Below are 22,181 nucleotides of genomic sequence, written 5' to 3' on the forward strand. Positions count from 1 at the left end.
ATCAGTGACCACAAGCTAAGGAATTCAGCAATTGCTCACTCTTCTTACAACTCCCTTTTTAATCTAAATCCACGTTATGATAGACCTTTTGCACGTCATCTAGATCTTCTAGCACATCAATCATTTTTTCAAATTTTTCTAAATCCTCGCCAGTCAATGTCACTTCATTTTGTGCAATCATTTCAAGCTCGGCAACTGAAAATTCTTCAATGCCTTTTTCTTTTAAGGCTTCCTGCACTGCATGGAAGTCTTCAGGTTCTGTGTAGACAATGATTTGACCGTCTTCGTCTGTTACATCGCGGACATCAATTTCTTTTTCCATTAAATATTCCAGAATGTCATCGGCATCATCACCGGCAAAGCCGATTACACCAGTGTGGTCAAACATGTACGCAACCGCACCGCTGACGCCCATGTTGCCGCCGTTTTTACCGAAGGCAGCTCGTACATCTGAAGCTGTCCGATTAACATTATTCGTCAAGGCATCTACGATCACCATTGAGCCGTTTGGTCCAAAGCCTTCATAGCGTAATTCAGAATATTGCTCATCGCCGGAGCCTTTCGCCTTTTCAATTGCTCGGTCAATAATATGTTTTGGTACATTATATGTTTTTGCGCGCTCGATAACAAACCGCAGCTTTTGGTTTGCTTGAGGGTCAGGATCACCCGATTTTGCTGCTACATAAATTTCAATACCGAATTTTGCGTATACTCGGCTGTTATTGGCGTCTTTGGCAGCTTTTTTCTCTTTAATATTTGCCCATTTACGACCCATATTCTCACTTCGCTTTCATTCATTATTAGATTTTTATTCCGTACCTATTATACTTGTCAAACGGATTTTTGTTAAGTGTTTTTTGCTTTTAACTCTCTCTTAAAGGAAAACGACCAAAATTTTGTTCATTAATTTCAGGAGCTCCCAGCTGATAAAGCCGATCAGCACGAATGGCTAAAGCCATTTGCTGTCCTACCTCTTTTGAAACCTTTGCAATAATAGGCAGTGTTATTGTCTTTTTGTGTTCTCTTAAATACTGCTTGCCTTTTTCCGTAAAGCCCAAAACCTGCAAGTAGCTGTTTGACCAGACCGCATTAATTTCTGCTTGGGTTACATTATTCAGTAAATAAACAGCCAAGCGCTGCAGACGTGTCCAAGTATAGCGTTTTGTTTTTGCCAATGTGATAAAGGACTGAAAAGAATCCGCTGTTTTCGCTGCTTCTTGTAGGCGATATTCAATGCCTTCTTTCATCTGATAAATCCTTTGCAACTCTATTGGAGATGTACTGAGCAGCTTGTATTTTAAAAGCGGCCAATAATTTTCCCAGGTAACATTTGGTGCCTGCTGCAGTGTTTCAAACATCCAAGTGGGCAGCACTGGTGCAATTTTCTTAAACTGATTATCACCGATCGCTTGACGAATGGCTGTCGCACTTGCAAACTGTGGATAAATGGTAGCATCATGATAGCCGGCCTGCTCTCTAGCCAACGGGTATAAGGTCATAGGTCGTTCATAGGCCGCATTTTCTTTCGCATAGCTAAGTCCTAAAATATGATTCGGTGTTGAAAAATCTAACCCTATTTCCGGATATAATTGTCGAAAAACTGCGGTCATTTGCTGCGGATAGCTCATACCATTATTTTTGATTCTCTGATACGCTTGATCAATGCTTGCCTGATTATCTTTTACGAAAGAACCAAAGGCTGCATAATCAAAGGCTGTTGACTGATCGGTACCGAAGCACACGGCATCACAGGCTAGCGCCTGCAGCAGCTTAATGCCGCCTTTAGCAAAATAGTCTGCAGATTGAACCGAATAAGCAAACGGCAGCTCAATCACTAAATCTACGCCATGCAGAAGAGCCGCTTTTGCTCGGGTCCATTTATCCACAATCGCAGGTTCACCCCGCTGTAAAAAATTACCACTCATCACGGCAATCACTACTTCCGCCTGACTAAGCTCTCTTGCCCTTTGTGCATGATACAAATGTCCATTATGAAATGGATTATACTCAACAATAATCCCGCAGCTTTTCATATTCATTCTCCTTTTTTAAAGGTTAATCCGTACCTTTTTCCACTTCTAAAAAAAAGACGATGAGCTAAAAGTCAACAACTTTCACCTCACCACCCTTTTAACACAGCTCTTCTTTTTCAGTCCGCTATTTTTTACAAACGAAAAACCAGCGGCAGCTTTCTTCTGTGGGCGCTTCATCTGTAAAATCAGCATAGACAGCCACATCCATAAAGCCTGAGCTTTCCAGCATCATCAAATAACTATCCAGCGTATACGTCCGCTCCTGATGCAACTCGTCATAACGAACAAACTGCTCCTCATTATCATGTGCTTTGACAAAAAAAGTCAGAAAATGCTCAATACTATGCTCTTTTCCCCCCGGATAGCTATCCCATAAAAAAGCAAATTCCTCCGTCTGATAATGATAACTATACTCCGGAAAAACCTGATCGATTTGATGAATAGAATGGACATCAAAAAGAAAGACGCCCTCTTCCTCCAAGGCCTGATACACATCATCAAATACCTGCTGAACTTCTTGCCGATTCGACATGTAACACAACGAATCTGAGAAACAAGTAACCGCATCATATTGGCCCATTTCAGATAAATCCAGCATATTCCCTTGAACGAATTGAATCTGAACCTCTTCCTCTGCCGCACGTTTGCTGGCCATTGTCAGCATTTCTTCCGACAAATCCAGTGCCGTCACCGTAAACCCGGCCTTAGCGAAATCAACCGCCAACGCACCTGTTCCACAAGCCATTTCTAAAATATTTTTTTTCCCGTCCGGCAAATGACGTTTGGAAAAATCCAGCCATTGCTCGTACAGACGATCATCCATTACTTCATCATAAACAAACGCAAATGTTTCGTATGCCATCTTATTCGACCCAAGCGTGCAGATCAACCATTGGCGCATCTGACCAAAGCTTTTCTAAATTGTAAAAGGCACGTTCAGATGATTGGAACACATGAACAATCACGTCGCCTAAATCAATCAGCACCCACTTACCGCCATCTTTTCCTTCAATACGTTTTACTTCTACCTGTGCTTCTTCTTCTTTTTCTATAATTTCTTCCACGACTGCATTGATTTGACGTTCACTTGTTGCCTGACAAATCATGAAGTAATCGGCTAAAAGTGATATCTTATGCACATCTAAAGCAACAATATCCTCTGCACGTTTTGAATCAGCTGCTTTTACAGCGATTTCTAAAATCTGTTGACTATCTATGATCTTTTCCTCTTTTCTTACTTACCCAATAATTGTACGTTTCAATTGTTTTCGGGTAAATTTTTTGTTCTTTTTTAATTAAATGCATTAACGTATGTTTTGTTTCGTAGGCAACGGCTTCATTCAAATCCACTAAAGCAATTTCTCGCGCTTCCTCCACACCGGGGAACTCACGGCCGGGTTCAATATAATCCGCTACATAAATAATTTTATCCAACAGGCTCATTTTAGCAGCACCAGTGGTATGTAAACGAATGGCTTCTAAAATCTCTTCGTCTTTTATGCCCAGTTCCCGTTCCACCATACTGGCACCTACCAAGCCATGCCAAATCGCGTTACTGTAATTCAACAGCTCAGGATCATAACCGTCCCGCTTAATAATTAATTCAAACTCTTCATCAGGACGTTCCTTGGCATAATCGTGTGTCAACGCTGCGATGCTGGCTTTTTCCTGGGAAGCGCCGTATCTGGCTGCCAGGGCAATCGCGGTTTCTTCTACACCTAAAACATGCTGAAAGCGTCGTTCGCTCATATGCATTTGAACTTCCTGCATCAATTCTTCTCGCTTAAATGAAGTATATTTTCCGCTAAAATCCATCTACATACAGCTCCTTATCTGCGATATATTGCCGAACACTATCAGGCAGTAAATAGCGAGTAGAACAACCGCTAGCTACCTTCTCCCGAACAAGGCTTGAACTAATATCCATCTGCGGTACGTCGACCCAAATAATCGGATATGGCGTAAGTGTACCATAATGCGGCCGCCGAATCCCGACAAAATTTGTCAATGTCAGCAGCTCATCGATTTTGTACCACTTTGGTAAATATTCTACCATGTCTCCGCCAATGATAAAATAGTAATCTGTATCCGGATTATTTTGAGTTAAAGCTTTCATCGTATCATAAGTATAGCTTTTGCCTTTGCGTAACAGTTCAATTGTCTCGATATCCAAAAACGGATTATCCGCAACGGCCAATTCCAGCATGGCTAAACGATGTTCGCTGTCAATTGTCTTTTTTTCATCTGCATGAGGTGGTAAATAAGTAGGCATTAAATAAACTTTATCCAGCCCAAGCTGCTGTTGCACCTGATCTGCTATGACCAAATGAGCAATATGCACCGGATTAAAATTACCACCTAAAATTCCTACCTGTTTACGCTTTTGAAAAAGCTTCGCTTCTTCTACAACTACTTGTGCTTTTAAGGCAGCATTCGTATTTGTCCCCATAATATTACCTCCAAGTTTTAAATTGCTTTAACTTCTTTAGAGATTTTTTGATATTTTTCCTTTGTTGATGGTTTAAACAACACTAACACACGACCGATGATTTGTACAATATCACAATGCGTTTCTGCTTCCAAAACATGTGCAACTTCTTCAGCGATTTCATCTGTATTTTGCAGCAGCGTTACTTTAATTAATTCTCTTTTTTCAAGTGCTTCTTCAATTTGAACGATCATCGCAGCATTCAAGCCGCCCTTGCCGATCTGAAAAATCGGCTGTAAGTGATGTGCCTGACTACGTAAGTAACGCTTTTGTTTTCCTCTTAAATCCACTAAATTTCCTTCTCTCTATTCACTTTTATTAAATCAATGCTTTTCTTTTCAGCACATCGACACCTTTTGGCGCCCAGCCTGCAACAACACAAGGCTGTGTAACGGTAATCCAACCAAAGCCAGCAAAAACGATATCCGTTTTTTCCTTAATCGAAAACTCAAAACGTACCAATTCAGGAAATTCTGCTGTTTCATCAGGTCTTGGCGGCTGCAAAAGTTCTCCTACGTGTTTTTCATAGAAAGCATCAGCATTCGCTAATTTTGTGCGGTGAATAGATAAATCATTGGATACATACGCAATAAATGAGCTGCGTTCTCCTTGAATGAAATCAAAGCGTGCCAAACCACCTAAAAATAAGGTTTGCTCTGGATTCAGCTGATACACTTTCGGTTTGATCTCTTTTTGCGGCGCAATGAGTTTTAAGTCTTTCTTGCCAAGATAATGTGCCATTTGATGACGATGAATAATTCCCGGCGTGTCAATTAAGAAATGACCATCATCCAAAGGAATTTCAATCTTATCTAAGGTTGTCCCCGGAAATTGAGAGGTAGTAATCACATCTTTGACTCCAGCCGTTTGTTTGATAATCTGATTAATCAATGTAGATTTTCCAACATTTGTTACACCGACAATATAAACATCCTTACCGTCACGATATTTTTCGATCGTGTCTAAAAGTGTGGTCATTTCCTGTGGCTTCTTAGCACTTGTCAAGAGGACATCCACCGGACGCAAGCCTTGCTCATGGGCACGTTCTTTCATCCACTGAACCATTTTCGGTTTCTTTAATGACTTCGGTAAAATATCGACCTTATTACCGACCATTAATACTGGATTATCCCCAATAAAGCGATGCAGACCGGGAATTAGCGATCCGCTAAAATCAAAGATATCCACAACATTGACAATTAAAGCATCTTCTCTGCCTAGTTCATTTAACAACCGTAAAAAATCATCATCTGTTAGCTGCACATCCTGAATATCATTATAATGTCTTAAACGAAAGCAGCGCTGGCAATAAACCTCTCCTGTCTCCATCCCTTTATCCAAAGCTGCTTTTGGTGTATAACCCAGCTCATTAGGATGTTCCGTCTGAATGACAGCACCACAGCCGATGCAATGAATTACTTCGTTCATTCGATTCCGCCTTTCCATACCATATCAGGATTTTTTTTCGCTAAATGTTTCATAATTATCCGTTCAAAGAAGCGATTGATCCGAGTATTCCAGCCATCTGTATCCACAATTGGCCGAACCAGAATATTGCGAATTCCGGCAGCATTCGCTCCTCTGATATCTGTCATAATCTGATCGCCCACCATCACTAGCTCTGAAGGCTCCATATTAAGTTTTTTTATTGCTTCCTTAAAGCCTCTTGTTGTTGGTTTTAAAGCTCTGGAAACATATTCTAATTCAAATTTTTCAACAGCACGTTTGATACGGCTGGATTTGTTATTTGAAACCACCACGACAGGTATTCCGGCATTTTTCATTTCCACAATCCATGTCCATAGTTCTTCGGTACCATCGGGATTATCCCATGCAATCAAGGTATTGTCCAAATCTGTTAATACCGCTTTTATGCCAAGCTTTTTTAGCTGGTTTGGTGTAATTTTGTAAATTGCGTCGACCATCCATGTCGGTTTAAATTTTGAAAACATAGTAACTCCTCTCATTGTGCATCATGAACTTTCTCATAATGAAAGGAGTACTAAACTAGCACTCCCCTACTGTGTATTATACTGCATTTAGTTAAAAATTTCTATAAATGCTGACCATAAGTTTTACAGAACTTCCTAACCCTTTTTCTCCTAAAAAAATAAAAAATATAGAACCAGCAGTTACTCTCTACTTGTTCTATATTTACACTTTTGATCCAAACATCATCAGAACTTTCTAAATCGCTGATAGCGGGCCTCCAGCAGTTCCTCAAGCTCCAGCTTCGATAATTCCGTTAATTTACTAATTAACGCCTTACGAATCATTCGATTGATTTTTGACTGCTCCAGCGCTTCGCCATTCATTTCTTCTGGAATCACTCGATCAATTATTGTCAGCTCTTTTAATTCCGCCGCAGTGATTTTCATTAACTCTGCCGCCTCTTTTGCCCGACTGCCATCTTTCCATAGAATAGATGCAAAGCCCTCTGGAGAAAGCACCGCATAAATCGTGTGCTCCAACATCCACACTTCATCCGCCACCGCTAATGCCAACGCACCACCGCTTCCGCCTTCGCCGATAATAATCGCAATAATCGGCACCTTTAAATCAGACATTTCCAGCAGGTTTTTGGCAATCGCTTCACCTTCACCGCGTTCCTCTGCACCAATCCCGCAATACGCACCTGCCGTATTAATGAAGGTTATCACCGGACGGCCAAACTTTTCCGCCTGCTGCATCAAACGCAATGCTTTTCGATACCCTTCAGGATGCGGCGCACCAAAATTGCGCTCAATATTTTCGGGCAAATTACGTCCTTTCTGTATACCAACGACGGTGACAGGTTTTTCATCCAATGTTGCAATGCCGCCAACGATAGCCAGATCGTCACCAAAATAACGATCCCCATGAAATTCTATAAATTCTTCAAAAATTGCCTCAATATATTCTAACGTTGTATAACGATCCTGTGCTCTAGCTAGGGTGACAATATCATTGGCTGTTTTTTCCATAATTATTTCCACCCTTTCATTACATGAAACTGAATTAATTTGCTTAAGGTTTCTCTCAACTGATTTCTAGGCACGATTTGATCTACAAATCCATGCGCCAATAAAAATTCTGCTTTCTGAAAATCTTCCGGCAATTCCTGACGAATGGTTTGTTCAATCACACGCCGTCCCGCAAAACCAATCAGACTTTGTGGTTCAGCTAAAATAACATCGCCATCCATTGCAAAGCTTGCAGTAACTCCGCCGGTTGTGGGATCAGTTAAAACCGTGATATAAACCAGGCCTGCTTTGCTATGCCGTTTGACTGCACCGGAAATTTTCGCCATTTGCATCAGCGAGAAAATCCCCTCCTGCATGCGGGCACCACCGGAAGCGGTGAACAGCACCACCGGAAGCTCCTGCTCCGTCGCACGTTCAAACAAGCGTGTGATTTTTTCACCTACAATTGTTCCCATACTCCCCATAATAAAGTTAGCATCCATAACGCCAATGCCCAGCTCTTGGCCATCAATTGTTGCCTTGCCAGTTAAAACGGCTTCGTTTAGTTCGGTTTTTTCTTGCATAGCAGCAATTTTTTCCAAATAATCAGGGAAATTCAATGGATCCTTCGTCCGAAGATCATTATCCCATTCCTCAAAGCTCTTTTCATCAATCGTCAACGCAAGTCGTTCCCAAGCACCGATTCTAAAACTATAGCTACAATAAGGACAAACTTTTTCTGCACCCATATCCTTGGTATACAATGTTCGTTTACAGTTAGGACATTTTGCCCACATATTATCAGGAACAGCAGGTTTTTTTGCATCAGATTGTTCAGCTGAACGATTCGGATTAATTCGAATATAGTTTTTCTTTTTAAATAAACCCATAGATCTGCTCCTTTTTAATTATCGCTTTCTGGTTCCCAATTCGGTAAAAATGTTTCTTGTAAAAAGCTGGTATCGTAATCTCCGGACAAGACATTGTCATGAGTAATTAAATCCAGCTGAAATTCTGCATTTGTAACGATACCTTCCGTGACGATTTCATTTAAAGCACGCTGCATTTTCATCAAAGCATCTAGCCGATCAGCCCCGTGAACGATCACCTTAGCAATCATAGAATCATAATAGGGCGGAATCGAATAACCAGAATACATCGCACTGTCCACTCTTAAACCCATCCCGCCGCTTGGTAAAAGTAAATTCTTAATTTTACCTGGCGATGGTGCAAAATTAAATGCAGGATTTTCCGCATTAATCCGACACTCAATCGCATGACCACTCATTGTAATATCTGCCTGCGTATACGGTAATTCTTCGCCGGAGGCAATTTTTAATTGAGCTTTTACTAAATCAATTCCCGTCACCATTTCAGTAATTGGATGCTCCACTTGGATGCGGGTATTCATTTCCATAAAATAAAATTCCCCAGATTTGTCCATTAAGAATTCAATGGTTCCGGCATTTTGATAGTTAACAGCCTTCGCTGCCCGCACCGCTGTTTCACCCAATAATTGACGTTTTTCCGGAGAAATAGCTATAGAAGGTGATTCTTCAAGAACCTTTTGATTATTTCTTTGTAAGGAACAATCACGTTCGCCTAAATGAATGACGTGGCCGTAATTATCACCAAGTATCTGTACCTCAATATGACGTGCCGGATAAATGATTTTTTCCAAGTACATATCATCATTGCCGAATGCTGCTTTAGCTTCCTGCTGGGCTGAAGTGAAATGCTGTGGCAACTCTGCTTTGCTTAAGACCTTGCGAATGCCTTTACCGCCGCCGCCTGCAGCAGCTTTTAGCATAACCGGATAGCCGATATCATCCGCAATCGCTAACGCTTCTTCCACTGTTCCGATAACACCTGTACTCCCCGGAATCACAGGCACCTGCGCTTTTTGCATTAATTCACGAGCATTAATTTTGTTGCCCATTGCGTCAATCGTTGCAGCCTTTGGACCGATAAATGTAATATTACATTCCTCGCACATTGCTGCAAACTGACTATTCTCAGACAGAAAACCAAAACCCGGATGAATCGCTTCTGCATTGGTTACAATTGCTGCACTCAATACATGCTGCACATTCAAATAAGAATCTGCGGCTTTGGCTGGCCCAATACAGATTGCTTCATCTGCCAATTGAGTGTGTAATGCTTCTTTATCTGCTTCTGAGTAAACTGCCACTGTTCTAACACCTAATTCACGACACGCACGAATAATCCGAACAGCAATTTCTCCTCGATTTGCAATTAAAACTTTTGAAAACATAGCTCACCTATCCAATCATAAAGGTTAATTCTGCTTCCGCTACTTTTTTTCCATTGACAGTCGCAGTTCCTTTGCCGATTCCGGCTACTGATTTTACTTTCATAATTTCAACTTCCAGCATTAGTGTATCACCTGGAACTACTTTTTTTCTGAATTTTGCTTTATCAATCCCGCCAAAATAAGCTGTTTTTCCTTTGAAATCCGGCATAGACAACAACGCCACAGCGCCCGCTTGTGCTAAAGCTTCAAGAATCAGCACACCCGGCATCACCGGTTCTCCAGGAAAATGACCTTGGAAAAAGGGTTCATTAATTGTTACATTTTTTTTAGCAATGACTTTTTCCCCAGTGACAATTTCTTCTACCGTATCCAGTAATAAAAATGGGTAACGATGCGGAATAATTGCTTTAATTTCTTCAATGTTCATGATTACACTCCTTTTGAGACAAGGAATAATGGCTGATTAAATTCAACAACTTCTTCATTATTCACTAAAATTTCAGTGATCACACCATCTGTTGTTGCCGTGATTTCATTCATCAACTTCATCGCTTCAACAATACAAATCACTTCACCTTTTTTCACCGTATCGCCTACTTGCTTGAAGTTTTCCTTGTCAGGCGCGGGTTTTAAATAGACAACGCCCACGATAGGCGACACAATTTCTTCTGTATTTTCAGGTTTAGCAACTGTCTTTTCATTTTTTTCTGCAGCTGGCTTCACTGCCGGCGCTTGACTGGCTTTTTCTGCAACAATCGGCTCAACAGTTGTAGTCTCTGCAACAGACACTACATTTTTTTGAGACACTTTATTTTTATTCATGTACAGACCAAATGATCCTTCTTTCAGGTCAAACTCTGTTAATGAAGATTGATCAAACTGCGTTAAAAGTTCCTTCACTTCATCGATATTCATTTTAATCCTCCCAACGTTTCAAACAAAGTACCGCATTATGACCGCCAAAACCAAATGAATTCGTTAATGCATAATTAAATTCATGTTTTTGGCTTTCATTTGTTACAATGTTAATTTCAATCGCCTCATCTAGCTGCTCAATATTAATGGTTGGCGGGATGAATTGATGCTGCAATGCGTTCAATGTAGCGATCGCTTCAATCCCACCTGTTGCGCCTAATGAATGGCCGGTCATGCTTTTTGTACTGCTGACGCGAACGTCTTTTGCTGCTGAACCCAGCGCTGTTTGAATCGCCTTGGTTTCGGCTACATCATTCGACGGTGTGCTGGTGCCATGCGCATTAATATAACCAACCTCTGATGGTTCGATTGCTGCTTCTTCAATCGCTAACTGCATTGCTTTGGCAGCTCCTGAGCCATCCGGTCTTGGTGAAGTCATATGATACGCATCACAGTTGGCTCCATACCCTACAATCTCTCCAAGAATTGTTGCACCACGTTTTTGCGCATGCTCCAATGATTCTAACACTAAAATACCAGCACCTTCGCCCATTACAAAGCCGTTGCGGTCTTTATCAAAAGGAATAGAGCCGCGATTTGGATTCTCTTCAGAAGTCACAGCCGTTAAAGAAGCAAAACCGGAAATGCCAATTTCAGTAATAGACGCTTCAGAGCCGCCAGCTAAAATAACATCAGAATAGCCGTGTTTGATATTTCTAAACGCTTCACCAATTGAATTATTGGCCGTCGCACAAGCCGTTACAGTAGCTGTACAAATACCTCTTGCGCCTACGCGTAAGGCGATATTGCCAGCCGCCATATTTCCGATTGCCATTGGAATAAATAAAGGTGCTACCCTTTTTGGTCCTTTTTCCTTCATACGCAGCACTTGATCTTGAATCGTTTGCAGTCCGCCAATACCAGAACCAACAATGACGCCAAAGCGATCCACATCAATTTCCTCGGTCTTTAACTGACTCATCTCCATAGCTTCCAACGCAGCATAAATACCAAATAATGAAAACAGATCCATACGTTTCGCATCTTTTTTTACAAAATATTTATCAAAAGGAAAATCCTTGACTTCTGCTGCTAAAGTAATCCCTGTTTCACTAGCATCGAATTTAGTAATTGGACCGATACCATTTTTTCCTTTTTGCAGACTTTCTAAAAATGTTTGTGCATCATTACCGATTGGCGATGCTACACCATATCCTGTAATTACTACGCGATTCATGCAATCGCTCCTTTCATCCCCTGATTAACCCTGCATGGCGATTCCGCCATCGACGTTGATCACTTGTCCAGTGATATACGGACTTTTGGCGATAAAGACCGCCGTGTTGGCTACATCTTCAACCTGCCCAAATGATTTCAACGGAATTTGCTGAGTCATTCCTTCTTTTATTTTATCCGATAACACATCCGTCATTTCTGTTTCAATAAAGCCTGGAGCAATCGCATTGCAGGTAATGCCGCGCGCTGCCACTTCTCGAGCTACTGATTTTGTTAACCCAATAACACCGGCTTTACTGGCAGCATAATTCGCCTGCCCAATATTTCCCATCAAACCAACAACACTCGACATATTAATGATTCTGCCGCTGCGTTGCTTCATCATTCGTTTCACCGCATGTTGCGTCATATTGAAGGTCCCTGACAAATTGATCTGAATACAACGATTGAAATCTTCATCCGTCATTCGCAATAATAACTTGTCATTCGTAATACCAGCATTATTCACTAATACATCAATTGAGCCTAAGCCTTCTACTACTGCTTCGATCATATCACCAGCAGCCTGAAAATCAGCAATATCCCCTGAAACACCAATACACTTAACTCCGAAGGCTTCGATTTCTGCAATTTGTTCAGAACCAATCTCACTACGCCCATTTAACGCAATATTAGCTCCTTCTTTAGCAAACGCCAAAGCGACCGCTTTACCGATCCCTCTTGTACTTCCTGTAATGAATACATTCTTGCCTTGTAATTCCATTCGTTACCTCCCAAAAAGTGCTTCGGTCTCAGACAATGTTTGACTGTCTTCCACTCGAGCTGTTTTGATTTCCTTATCGATTTTCTTGATAAAGCCAGACAATGTTTTACCTGGACCGACTTCTATAATTGTCTCAACGCCCATTTTTTTCATTGTTTCAATACTATCTGCAAAGCGAACTGCAGTCATAACCTGCTTAGTTAATAGCTCTTTGATCTCTGCTTGTTTCATGACTTGAGCGGTCGTGTTGCTGATTACTGGAATCGCCATTTCAGTAAAATCTGTTTCTGCCAATACAGCTGCCAATTTTTCAGAAGCCGGCTGCAATAAAGCCGTATGGAAAGGACCACTGACATTTAATGGAATCATGCGTTTCACTCCCGCTTCTTTTAGCAATGCAACAGCCTGATCCACCGCCGGAACCTCTCCACCAATGACAATTTGCTGTGGCGTATTGTAATTTGCCGGAGCTACAATGCCCAAAGCACTCGCCTTTTCACAGTACTCTTCGATTAACGTACGCTCCGCATTCATCACAGCGACCATTTTCCCAGTCCCTGTTGGAGCTGCTTCTGTCATAAATTGACCTCTTTTAGCTACTAGCTGAACCGCCTCTTGAAATGAAATTGCTCCGCTGGCAACCAAGGCACTATATTCCCCTAAACTAAGTCCAGCAACAACATCCGTCCGATAGCCTTTTTCTTGTAAAAGACGATAGAAGGCTACACTAACCGTTAAAATAGCTGGCTGAGTATATTTTGTTTCATTCAGACGATCATTTTCAGTAAAACAAAGCTCTGTCATATCATAACCTAAAACATCACTAGCCTCTTGAAAAGTCTCTCTTACAATAACTTCCTGATCAAATAATTCCTTACCCATCCCTATATATTGAGCACCTTGCCCACTAAATACAAACGCAGTCTTCATTACATTACTCCTTTACATTAAAAGCTGATTGGGTTGATTTAGTTCGAATGAAAAATAGGAAATGTGCGAAAGTCGCTTTTCGACTTATGCAGCATTTATCTTTTTTCCGAGAACTTAACCCAAGAAGCTGGATACTTTAAAAGCCGATTGGGTTGATTTAGTTCGAATGAAAAATAGGAAATGTGCGGAAGTCGCTTTTCGACTTATGCAGCATTTATCTTTTTTCCGAGAACTTAACCCAAGAAGCTAGACATTTTAAAAGCTGATTGGGTTGCTCTGGTTCGAATGAAAAATAGGAAATGTGCGGAAGTCGCTTTTCGACTTATGCAACATTTATCTTTTTTCCGAGAACCTAACCCAAGAAGCTAGACATTTTAAAAGCTGTTGTTTTTACTTAATTCCATTGATTAAATTTATCGTTAATAATTGCTTTTGTTTCGCTCATATAAGAATCAATAATTTCTGCAGCTGTTTCTTCCTTTTTGATTAAACCGGCAATCTGTCCGGCCATGATTGAGCCGTAATCCGTATCGCCTTCAACCACCGCTTTACGTAAAGCGCCTTGCCCCAATTCATCAAACTTTGCAAGATCTGGTTCTTCCTGCTTTAATTCCTGAATTTCCAGACGATCATATTCTTTGCTTAACTTATTTTTAATTGTTCGTACAGGATGTCCAAAATGCTGGCAGGTCACCACGGTATCAATATCTCTAGCCTTCAACACTCTAGCTTTGTAGTTTTCATGAATCGTACATTCTTTTGCTACTAAAAAGCGCGTACCAATCTGAACCGCATCCGCTCCCAGCATTAATGCGGCCGCCATTCCTCTGCCATCACCAATACCGCCAGCAGCAATCACCGGAATCGAAAGAGCATCCACTACCTGCGGCACGATACTCATTGTTGTAAGCTTACCTATATGTCCCCCAGCTTCCATTCCCTCCACGATTACTGCATCTGCGCCGATTTTTTCCATGCGCATACCTAACGCAACCGAAGGAACCACTGGAATTACTTTAATCTTATGTTCTTTAAAACGAGTCATATGCTTACTAGGATTTCCAGCTCCTGTCGTGACAACTGGGACCTCTTCTTCACAAACTAAATCCACAATATCCTGCGCGTGTGGAGAAAGCAACATGATATTGACACCAAACGGTTTGTCGGTGATTTCTTTAATCTTTCTAATTTCTGCTCGAACCACATCTTTAGGCGCATTTCCACCAGCGATAATTCCTAACCCGCCAGCTTCACAAACAGCGCCTGCTAACGAAGCGTCTGCCACCCAAGCCATTCCCCCTTGAAAAATGGGGTATTTGATTCCAAGCATTTCACATATTCTTGACTGCATAACTGCCTTCCTTTATCAATAATCACTTCAATTTCAGCTTAAATAAGCCTTGAATAACTAGTGAAAAAAGAAGCTGGAACAAAACAATAAGTTAAGTCCAGCTTTTCTAATTCCAACTAACGGTGCAAAAAGCCAGACTCTTCAACAGTTGTTAAGAATCACATAAAAATTTGATCATCCAACTTTTTATTTTACCTAAGCTTTCATTATTCTGCTTTTTGTTTTTCTACATAAGTAACCAAATCTTGAACGGTTGTAATGCCGTCTTCAGATTCAATTTTCACATCGAAGGCATCTTCAATTTCGTTGATGATTTGGAATAAATCTAAACTATCTGCATCCAATTCTTCTTGAATGTTTGTTGTTAATTGTACTTCTTCTGGTTCTTTTCCTAATTCTTCTACAATAATTGCTTGAATTTTTTCGAATACCATGTGTATATTCCTCCAATTAATTTTCTTTTTTAATTTTATATAGCAACAGTGTTTACAGCGATAAGAGGATCGAACCCCAAGTTAAACCGCCGCCGTAACCTGTTAACACAATTTTTTGATTAGAGCCCAGTGTAAGAATGCCTTTTTCTACTGATTCATCCAGTAACAGCGGAATACTTGCACCAGAGGTATTGCCATTATGCTCCATGTTGGTTAAAAACTTTTCACGCGGAACTTTGACCTTTTTAGAAATTTTCTCGATAATTCGTTTGTTTGCTTGATGTAATAATAAATAATCAACATCTTCTTCTACAACGCTTAGAAGGTTGCTTGTCACATCTTTTAAAGAAAAATCATAAATATCCCGACCGTTCATTTGTAAAAAATTGGAATATTCAGGAGATTCTGTATAAAAAGGACTGCTGTTTTGAACATAGCCTGATGTCAGCGAGCATCCCCGTTGTCCATCTGACTGCAGCTTTTCCTTTAGAAAATGCTGCTTCTCACAAGCTTCCAGCAATACACCGGCTGCTCCGTCACCAAACAAAACAGCGGTACTGCGATCCTCCCAGTCAAGTACCTTAGACAAGGTTTCGCCGCCAATTACCATTCCCAGTTTTTTTCCAGTACGAATCAGCTTTTCACCTACGCTTAGTCCATAAACAAAGCCTGTGCAAGCTGCGCTTATATCAAAAGCAAATGCATTCGTTGCTGCGATGTTGCCTTGAACAAAGCATGCGACTGAAGGGGTGTTAAAATCCGGCGTCATTGTCGCAACAATGATAAAATCCAATTCATCAGCGCTTCTACCAGAACGCTTTAGCAATCTTTCGGCGACTGCCGTACATAAATCAGAAGTATTCTCTTTTGTAACAATATTTCTTGATCTTATACCTGTCCGACTGGAAATCCATTCATCAGAAGTGTCCATCATCGTTGATAATTCATGATTGGAGACTGCTTTTTCAGGAACATATCGGCTTGTACAACTTATTTTTGCATATTGCTCCATCTTAAATCCTCACTTTTATTTGTATTCCTTCAAGAAATCATGAAGATTTTTCAATGCTTTGAGTAATGCTTTCTCCTCTGCACTATCCATACTGCTCAAAATATTTTTGACCATTTCACGATGAAAATGCTGATGAACACGGAAAAGCAGTTTGCCCTTTTTGGTTAATCCCAATTTCACAACTCGACGATCATCTTCACTGCGGATTCGCTCAACGTATCCTTTTTTCACCAAATTATTAATCGCAACTGTCAAAGTTCCTACAGTAATCGATAATTCCTTGGCTACTTCGGAAGATGTCTTTTTCTTGTACATACCAATTGCTTCAATCGTGTGCATCTCAGTTATGGATAAGTCGTTAAAGTGTGATTTTTTTAGTTCCGACTCCTCAATGGTCAAAATGTCATTAAAGACACTTACTAAGTAGTCATTCACTGTTTCTAAATTGGGTTCCATAGTTGTGCACCATCCGTATACTTTGATTATCAAAACATTTGATGTTCAAACTATATCGCATCTAAAAAAAGATTGCAAGTAAAAAATTCAATGTTTACTTTTTCTTAACAGCAAAACAAGTAACAGCAAGTATTTGTTCCAGAAAAAAATTTAAGTCTGATAGTGATTCACAAAAAAACATTTGACAGTTTTACCGGAATTTACTATCATTTGATTTAGTTTGAATATCAAAGTATTTAAAAAAAGTCGCTTTTTATTAGATTGAAAAGGAGCATTATTATGTCTTTAAAACCATTAGTAATAGACAAACTCGTTGCAAAAGTTCCCATTATACAGGGTGGTATGGGGATTGGCGTCAGTTTGGCAAATTTAGCAGGTGCCGTAGGTCGGGAAGGCGGCATTGGAATTTTGTCCACTGCTCAAATCGGCTTTCAGGAAGCAATTTTTGAAAAATCACCCATGAGAGCAAACATGGAAGCGATCAAGAAACAATTTGACCGTGCCAAAGAAATTGCCAAAGGCGGACTTATCGGCTTTAACATTATGGCAGCAACCTTTCATTATGAGCGTTATGTAAAGCGTTGTGTAGAAGTCGGCGCTGACGTGATCATTTCCGGAGCTGGTTTACCGATTAACTTACCTGAATTAGTGGCCGGCAGTACGACTAAAATCGCCCCGATTGTTTCTTCCGATAAAGCGGCAAAGGTTCTTTTAAATACTTGGAAAAAACGCTATAATACAACAGCTGATTTCGTTGTGATTGAAGGTCCCGAAGCTGGCGGACATTTAGGTTTTAAAGCGGAAAGCTTAGCAGAAAGTAGCGAGCAAATGGATGCTGAAATTATCAAAATTGTTGACACTGTCAAGGCCTTCGGCGAGCAATTTAATCGTGACATTCCTGTTATTTTTGCCGGCGGTGTTTTTGACCGTTCCGACATCGAACATTATCTAAGCTTGGGCTGTTCTGGCGTTCAGATGGCAACACGATTTGTTATTACTGAAGAATGCGACGCTCCTGAATCTTTCAAACAGTCTTATCTTAAGGCAAAACAAGAAGATATCACTGTAATCAAAAGTCCTGTAGGTATGCCTGGCCGTGCGCTCAAAAATCAATTTACTGAGCGAATTAAAAACGAACGTATCCCAATTGAAAAATGCCGCAGCTGTTTATCGTACAAACACTGTGATCGTGAAACGATTCCTTATTGTATTACTGAAACATTACTTAATGCAGTAACCGCTGATCCGAATAACGCCTTAGTATTTGCAGGATCCAACGCCTATCGTTTAAAAGAAAAAACAACTGTCAAGGCGATTTTTGATGAATTGACTACGGAAGGATAAATAAAAGCCTGCGGTGTGAAAAAACACACCACAGGCTTTTTTGATAATTTTCATTTTTTGTTAATCATATACTGAGTTCTTTTAATTATTGAATCAAATCATAAATTTCCATTGCGACAATATCGATATTGTCAAATTGGTAACTTTGTTGTGAGTCAGATTCAGTTAATTCAAATGTTTCAGTTGATTTATCATAATTAACGATGCATTTTTCTACACCTTCACGTTCAAAACGACGAACTTGGATCTCGTTGTCAGTTGCTTCTGTCATCGCTTCAAGCCTCTTGATAATCGCCACAAGTTGTGAATGTTTCATAAATGGGCCTCCCTTTACAAACTAGTTCTGTACCATTGTATCAAAACATTCCCTTTCTTGCATGATTTTTCGCTAATTTTTTTAATTTTTTTGCTATTCTCTAATTTTTACTTTCTGGTTGTTTGCCGTCTGGCCACCATAACTTGATTAACGCTTGCGTTCCGTCATTCTCAAACCCTTTAGCCGCAAGCTTTTCATACAATTCAGTTGCTAATTTCGTTGCCGGCAATGTGAGCTTCAGCTTCTCTGCTTCATCCAGAGCAATCTTTAAATCTTTTATAAAATGTTTAACAAAAAAGCCCGGAGAGTAATCCTCTTTTAAAATACGCGGACTGTAATTGCTCAAGGACCAATTCGCCGCACTTCCGCCTGACAATGTAGCAATTACCTTATTCACATCTAATCCCGCTTGATTTGCATAAACCAGCATTTCTGTCATGCCAGTCATCGTTCCTGCGATCATGATTTGGTTTGCCATTTTTGTATGCTGACCTTTACCGGCTGTTCCATGATACGTCAATGTTTTACCAAAAGTTTCAAAAATCGGCACAACTTGATCATAAATTGTTTTTTCGCCGCCAACCATGATCGTTAAAGTACCATTTTTGGCTCCCAGATCCCCGCCAGACACTGGAGCATCTAAAGCCTCTGCCCCTAACTCTTTTGCTTCGATCGCAATTTTTCCAGCTAAAGTTGGCGTACTCGTCGTTAAATCAACTACAATTTTTCCTTTGACGTTTACCGAAAAAATACCATTATCACCAAAATAAATTTCCTCTACGTCCTGTGGAAAACCGACCATAGTAAAAATGATCTCGCTATTCTCAGTAACTGCTGCTGGTGTCTCCTGCCAAACAGCTCCTGCTTCTACTAAAGCATCTGTTTTACTTTTTGTTCGATTATAAACATTTACCTCTAACTCATTTTTTAGCATATTTCGAACAATTGCAGCACCCATAACTCCTGTACCGATAAAACCAATTTTTGGCATGTTCATGACCTCCTATTTTTATTCAGCAAAAAAACTTCTAAACTTAGTATAAACCAAGAATAGAAGTTTTACATTTATTTTCTCAAGGAAGTAAATTTAACTTTGATTCGTTCAATTGAAGCAGCAGTTTCTTTTTCTTCTAACAGCTGCTCATTATGAACAATCATATCTTCATAAAATTCCAGCATTACTTTACCAAATCTAGCAGCCGAAATCTCATATAATTTCTCTTTTAAAATCGTTTCATCGTGTGCAATGCCAGATTCAACATAATTGATAAAAGCATCAGCAAAATCTTCATCCGTTTCAAATGTCTTTCCTAAAGATTCATGATTAAATAAATGTTTTAAATAAGCATTTCCTCGAACCACACATGGAACACCGGCTGCCATTGCTTCTGTGTAAGTCAATCCTTGTGTTTCTGAAGTAGAAGCACTCACGAAATAATCCGCTGCTTTATAATAAATTGCTACCTGATCATTAGGAACTTCACCAGTAAATTGAATATAGTCGTTTACCTCTAATTCCTCAGCCAAAGCTTGAAGTTTTTCAACATATGGACCATCACCGACAATGACTAAACGGGCATTAGAAAAATGATTTATAATTTTAGGTAACCCTTGAATAATAGCTTGTATATTTTTTTCATAAGAAATTCGACTTAAAGATAACAACATGATATGCTCTTTCGACAACCCGAGCTCTTCCCGCAGTGATTCTTTCATTTCAGTCGTAATGTCCGGTCTTTCAAATTTTTCAATGTCAATACCAGTTGGAATAATTCGCATTGGTGAGGTTACACCATATTCTTGTAATTTGTCGATAACACGCTGACTGGGACAAACGACGCCAGTTGTATGATTTGCAAACAAACGAGAAAAATATTTAACGTGAGAAGGTCTTAATACTTTTCCTTTAGCTATATAATGCAGATAATCCTCGTACATTGTATGATAGGTATGAATAACAGGAACCTTCAGTTTCTTTCCCACGAGCTTGCCCAATAGGCCTGAACCAAATTCCGTATGCGTATGAATTAAATCCAGCTCTAATTCCTTCGCGATCAAATAAGCATACCACATTCCCCGAACTACGATCCGGCGATCCTTAAATGACACAAAAGGCACACTCGGCATTCTAATCACATCTTCTTCAAATTCTTTTGCGTTAGGATCAGTTGTGGTAAAAATATAGACCTGATGTCCTTTTTCTTCTAATTCCTCTTTTAGCGTCTTTATAGATGTAGCAACTCCGCTCACCTGTGGAAAATATGTATCCGTAAAGAAACCAATTTTCACTATTTTCCCCTCCTTTTATCGTGTATTTTCATGGTACAAATGTCCGTCAGTTTTTTTCTGATCCTGCAATAGGACTTTTTCATATATCTTCTTTAATTCATGTCCGATCTGTTCAATACTTTTTTCTTTTGCAACAAGATACCCTTGTGCTCTGGTATTAGGGAGCTGTCTTTCCACTAAGCCGCTAATAAGCTCAGCGAATTCTACATTCGAAGTGCCCATATAGCAATTCTCTTTGTCTTTTAACCAGCCTTTATATACTGGAATATCTCTAACTAATACTTGCTGTTTGCTTGCTAAAGCCTCCAAGATAACGATTCCTTCCGTTTCTTCATAGGACGGGAAAAAGAACAAATCTGCAGCCGCATATGCGCCTTCCAGTACATCACCTTTAATATAACCAGCAAATTCTACATTTTTAGGATGTTCCTCTTTTACAATCGTACGTATCGTTTTAGGGATTGAATACATTGGTGTATGACCAAACCAGATAAAACGATAATCGGGAAATTTCTTAGCAATGTCCACGAAATCAATAATACCTTTCCGTTCAAAATATAAACCGACACAAATAATTATTTTTTCATCAGAATCTATTTTAAAATACTCTTTAAATTTTTTTTCTTTATCTCGTGAAGGCTCAAACCGTTTTAAATCAATACCATTTGAAATAGAAGCAATGGGAACTTTTATGCCATAACCTTCTAATAGACTTTTTGAGTAAGGTGTAGGAGTAATCAAATAATCCGCTTTAGAATATAAACTGACTAAATATTTTTTTACAAGCGGAGAAAGCTGGTTAGAACCAATAAATGAATTTCTAAAGTCTTCTTCTGTTGAGTGAGCATGATAAATAACTTTTTTGCCTAATTTTCTTGCCTTATTTACCATACTATGACTATTTATTCCATAAGTATTTATATGTAGAATATCATAATCTGTGCAAGTAGCATCTAATGTAAAGTCAATTCCGACTTCAGAGAGTGCACGTTTTTGGTGATCTAATGCTCGTCCAATACCAGATTTCGCTAAGATTTTTTCACCTTCGAAATACAATAAAACCTTCACATTACCGCCTCTGCTTCCATTTACTTTTTAATTTAGTATAACATAGGTTCGAAACTTCTGGTTCAATCTAAAGTTGTAGTTCAACAACTTTAATCTTTATTATAGCAAATAAATACACAAGATAGCCATTAATTACACAAATAGATTTCTCACATGACAAAATTGTTAGCTAAAATTCAATTTTATTTTAATGAACAAAAAAAGAACGAAAACTGATTTCAGTTTTCGTTCTTTAACTCCGGCAGTAGGACTCGAACCTACGACATCATGATTAACAGTCATGCGCTACTACCAACTGAGCTATGCCGGAATGTTTAGCGCGGCGACGT

26 protein-coding genes and 1 tRNA gene are annotated in these 22,181 nt (G+C 39.7%); 1 reads left to right on the plus strand and 26 read right to left on the minus strand.

Going from position 1 to position 22,181, the window contains the following annotated elements; translation table 11 throughout:
* Positions 1-58 precede the first annotated feature (58 nt).
* The 21 genes from ABH902_RS07550 to ABH902_RS07650 form a co-directional block, all read right to left on the minus strand.
* Positions 59-775: a YebC/PmpR family DNA-binding transcriptional regulator gene (locus tag ABH902_RS07550; RefSeq protein ID WP_404590031.1), complete on the minus strand. Its 717-nt coding sequence runs from the start codon at positions 773-775 to the stop codon at positions 59-61.
* An 88-nt stretch (positions 776-863) separates the two neighbouring features.
* On the minus strand, positions 864-2,033 hold the full coding sequence (locus tag ABH902_RS07555) for a nucleotidyltransferase (RefSeq protein WP_404590033.1): 1,170 nt from the start codon (positions 2,031-2,033) through the stop codon (positions 864-866).
* 124 nt (positions 2,034-2,157) lie between these two features.
* A complete protein-coding gene (locus tag ABH902_RS07560; protein WP_404590035.1) occupies positions 2,158-2,895 on the minus strand; it encodes a class I SAM-dependent DNA methyltransferase in 738 nt (245 codons plus the stop codon).
* A 1-nt stretch (position 2,896) separates the two neighbouring features.
* A complete protein-coding gene (gene rsfS / locus ABH902_RS07565) occupies positions 2,897-3,235 on the minus strand; it encodes a ribosome silencing factor (protein WP_404590078.1) in 339 nt (112 codons plus the stop codon).
* A 7-nt stretch (positions 3,236-3,242) separates the two neighbouring features.
* On the minus strand, positions 3,243-3,848 hold the full coding sequence (gene yqeK / locus ABH902_RS07570; protein ID WP_404590036.1) for a bis(5'-nucleosyl)-tetraphosphatase (symmetrical) YqeK: 606 nt from the start codon (positions 3,846-3,848) through the stop codon (positions 3,243-3,245).
* Complete coding sequence (locus ABH902_RS07575; protein WP_404590038.1) at positions 3,838-4,482, minus strand: nicotinate-nucleotide adenylyltransferase; 645 nt, start codon at positions 4,480-4,482, stop codon at positions 3,838-3,840. The genes yqeK and ABH902_RS07575 overlap by 11 nt, the downstream gene beginning before the upstream one ends.
* A gap of 17 nt (positions 4,483-4,499) precedes the next feature.
* Positions 4,500-4,811, minus strand: a complete 312-nt coding sequence (gene yhbY / locus ABH902_RS07580; protein WP_404590040.1) for a ribosome assembly RNA-binding protein YhbY — start codon at positions 4,809-4,811, stop codon at positions 4,500-4,502.
* Positions 4,812-4,839: 28 nt separating this feature from the next.
* Complete coding sequence (yqeH, locus tag ABH902_RS07585) at positions 4,840-5,949, minus strand: ribosome biogenesis GTPase YqeH (RefSeq protein ID WP_404590041.1); 1,110 nt, start codon at positions 5,947-5,949, stop codon at positions 4,840-4,842.
* Positions 5,946-6,473, minus strand: a complete 528-nt coding sequence (locus tag ABH902_RS07590) for a YqeG family HAD IIIA-type phosphatase (protein ID WP_404590043.1) — start codon at positions 6,471-6,473, stop codon at positions 5,946-5,948. Before ABH902_RS07590 ends, yqeH begins: the two co-directional genes overlap by 4 nt.
* Before the next feature lie 225 nt (positions 6,474-6,698).
* Complete coding sequence (locus ABH902_RS07595; RefSeq protein WP_404590045.1) at positions 6,699-7,484, minus strand: acetyl-CoA carboxylase carboxyl transferase subunit alpha; 786 nt, start codon at positions 7,482-7,484, stop codon at positions 6,699-6,701.
* Between the two features lie 2 nt (positions 7,485-7,486).
* Positions 7,487-8,353: an acetyl-CoA carboxylase, carboxyltransferase subunit beta gene (gene accD / locus ABH902_RS07600; protein WP_404590046.1), complete on the minus strand. Its 867-nt coding sequence runs from the start codon at positions 8,351-8,353 to the stop codon at positions 7,487-7,489.
* A 14-nt stretch (positions 8,354-8,367) separates the two neighbouring features.
* Positions 8,368-9,738, minus strand: coding sequence for an acetyl-CoA carboxylase biotin carboxylase subunit (locus ABH902_RS07605; protein WP_404590048.1), 1,371 nt, complete (start codon positions 9,736-9,738; stop codon positions 8,368-8,370).
* A 7-nt stretch (positions 9,739-9,745) separates the two neighbouring features.
* Entirely contained in the window at positions 9,746-10,165 is a 420-nt protein-coding gene (gene fabZ / locus ABH902_RS07610; protein WP_154775984.1) for a 3-hydroxyacyl-ACP dehydratase FabZ, read from the minus strand.
* Positions 10,166-10,167: 2 nt separating this feature from the next.
* Positions 10,168-10,653: an acetyl-CoA carboxylase biotin carboxyl carrier protein gene (accB, locus tag ABH902_RS07615; protein ID WP_404590049.1), complete on the minus strand. Its 486-nt coding sequence runs from the start codon at positions 10,651-10,653 to the stop codon at positions 10,168-10,170.
* Position 10,654: 1 nt separating this feature from the next.
* On the minus strand, positions 10,655-11,890 hold the full coding sequence (gene fabF, locus ABH902_RS07620; protein WP_404590051.1) for a beta-ketoacyl-ACP synthase II: 1,236 nt from the start codon (positions 11,888-11,890) through the stop codon (positions 10,655-10,657).
* 24 nt (positions 11,891-11,914) lie between these two features.
* Entirely contained in the window at positions 11,915-12,652 is a 738-nt protein-coding gene (gene fabG, locus ABH902_RS07625; RefSeq protein WP_404590053.1) for a 3-oxoacyl-[acyl-carrier-protein] reductase, read from the minus strand.
* A gap of 3 nt (positions 12,653-12,655) precedes the next feature.
* On the minus strand, positions 12,656-13,582 hold the full coding sequence (gene fabD, locus ABH902_RS07630) for an ACP S-malonyltransferase (RefSeq protein ID WP_404590054.1): 927 nt from the start codon (positions 13,580-13,582) through the stop codon (positions 12,656-12,658).
* 394 nt (positions 13,583-13,976) lie between these two features.
* Positions 13,977-14,933 carry an enoyl-[acyl-carrier-protein] reductase FabK gene (gene fabK, locus ABH902_RS07635; protein WP_404590055.1) on the minus strand — a complete coding sequence of 319 codons (957 nt, stop codon included), beginning with the start codon at positions 14,931-14,933 and terminating at the stop codon, positions 13,977-13,979.
* Positions 14,934-15,139: 206 nt separating this feature from the next.
* Complete coding sequence (locus tag ABH902_RS07640; RefSeq protein ID WP_404590056.1) at positions 15,140-15,367, minus strand: acyl carrier protein; 228 nt, start codon at positions 15,365-15,367, stop codon at positions 15,140-15,142.
* A 52-nt stretch (positions 15,368-15,419) separates the two neighbouring features.
* Positions 15,420-16,379 (minus strand): beta-ketoacyl-ACP synthase III, encoded by a 960-nt coding sequence (locus ABH902_RS07645; RefSeq protein WP_404590057.1) that lies wholly within the window; start codon positions 16,377-16,379, stop codon positions 15,420-15,422.
* 15 nt (positions 16,380-16,394) lie between these two features.
* The gene (locus ABH902_RS07650) at positions 16,395-16,835 is read right to left on the minus strand and encodes a MarR family winged helix-turn-helix transcriptional regulator (RefSeq protein ID WP_404590058.1); all 441 of its coding nucleotides are present in this window, start codon (positions 16,833-16,835) and stop codon (positions 16,395-16,397) included.
* Between the two features lie 279 nt (positions 16,836-17,114).
* Here ABH902_RS07650 and ABH902_RS07655 point away from each other — a divergent pair, with 279 nt between their 5' ends.
* On the plus strand, positions 17,115-18,179 hold the full coding sequence (locus ABH902_RS07655) for an NAD(P)H-dependent flavin oxidoreductase (RefSeq protein ID WP_404590060.1): 1,065 nt from the start codon (positions 17,115-17,117) through the stop codon (positions 18,177-18,179).
* A gap of 85 nt (positions 18,180-18,264) precedes the next feature.
* On the opposite strand, the gene ABH902_RS07660 is transcribed toward ABH902_RS07655, so the two are convergent.
* The 5 genes from ABH902_RS07660 to ABH902_RS07680 all read right to left on the minus strand — a co-directional run bounded on the left by ABH902_RS07660 (position 18,265) and on the right by ABH902_RS07680 (position 22,162).
* Positions 18,265-18,495: a YkuJ family protein gene (locus ABH902_RS07660; protein WP_069635996.1), complete on the minus strand. Its 231-nt coding sequence runs from the start codon at positions 18,493-18,495 to the stop codon at positions 18,265-18,267.
* 100 nt (positions 18,496-18,595) lie between these two features.
* Positions 18,596-19,486, minus strand: a complete 891-nt coding sequence (locus tag ABH902_RS07665; protein WP_404590061.1) for an NAD(P)-dependent oxidoreductase — start codon at positions 19,484-19,486, stop codon at positions 18,596-18,598.
* Positions 19,487-19,560: 74 nt separating this feature from the next.
* Positions 19,561-20,784: a glycosyltransferase family 4 protein gene (locus ABH902_RS07670; protein ID WP_404590063.1), complete on the minus strand. Its 1,224-nt coding sequence runs from the start codon at positions 20,782-20,784 to the stop codon at positions 19,561-19,563.
* A 15-nt stretch (positions 20,785-20,799) separates the two neighbouring features.
* Positions 20,800-21,852, minus strand: a complete 1,053-nt coding sequence (locus ABH902_RS07675) for a glycosyltransferase (RefSeq protein WP_404590065.1) — start codon at positions 21,850-21,852, stop codon at positions 20,800-20,802.
* A gap of 236 nt (positions 21,853-22,088) precedes the next feature.
* Positions 22,089-22,162 (minus strand) — tRNA-Asn (locus ABH902_RS07680).
* Positions 22,163-22,181: the final 19 nt, after the last annotated feature.

The organism is Enterococcus sp. UD-01 (assembly GCF_044909655.1).
Lineage (GTDB): Bacteria > Bacillota > Bacilli > Lactobacillales > Enterococcaceae > Enterococcus_L.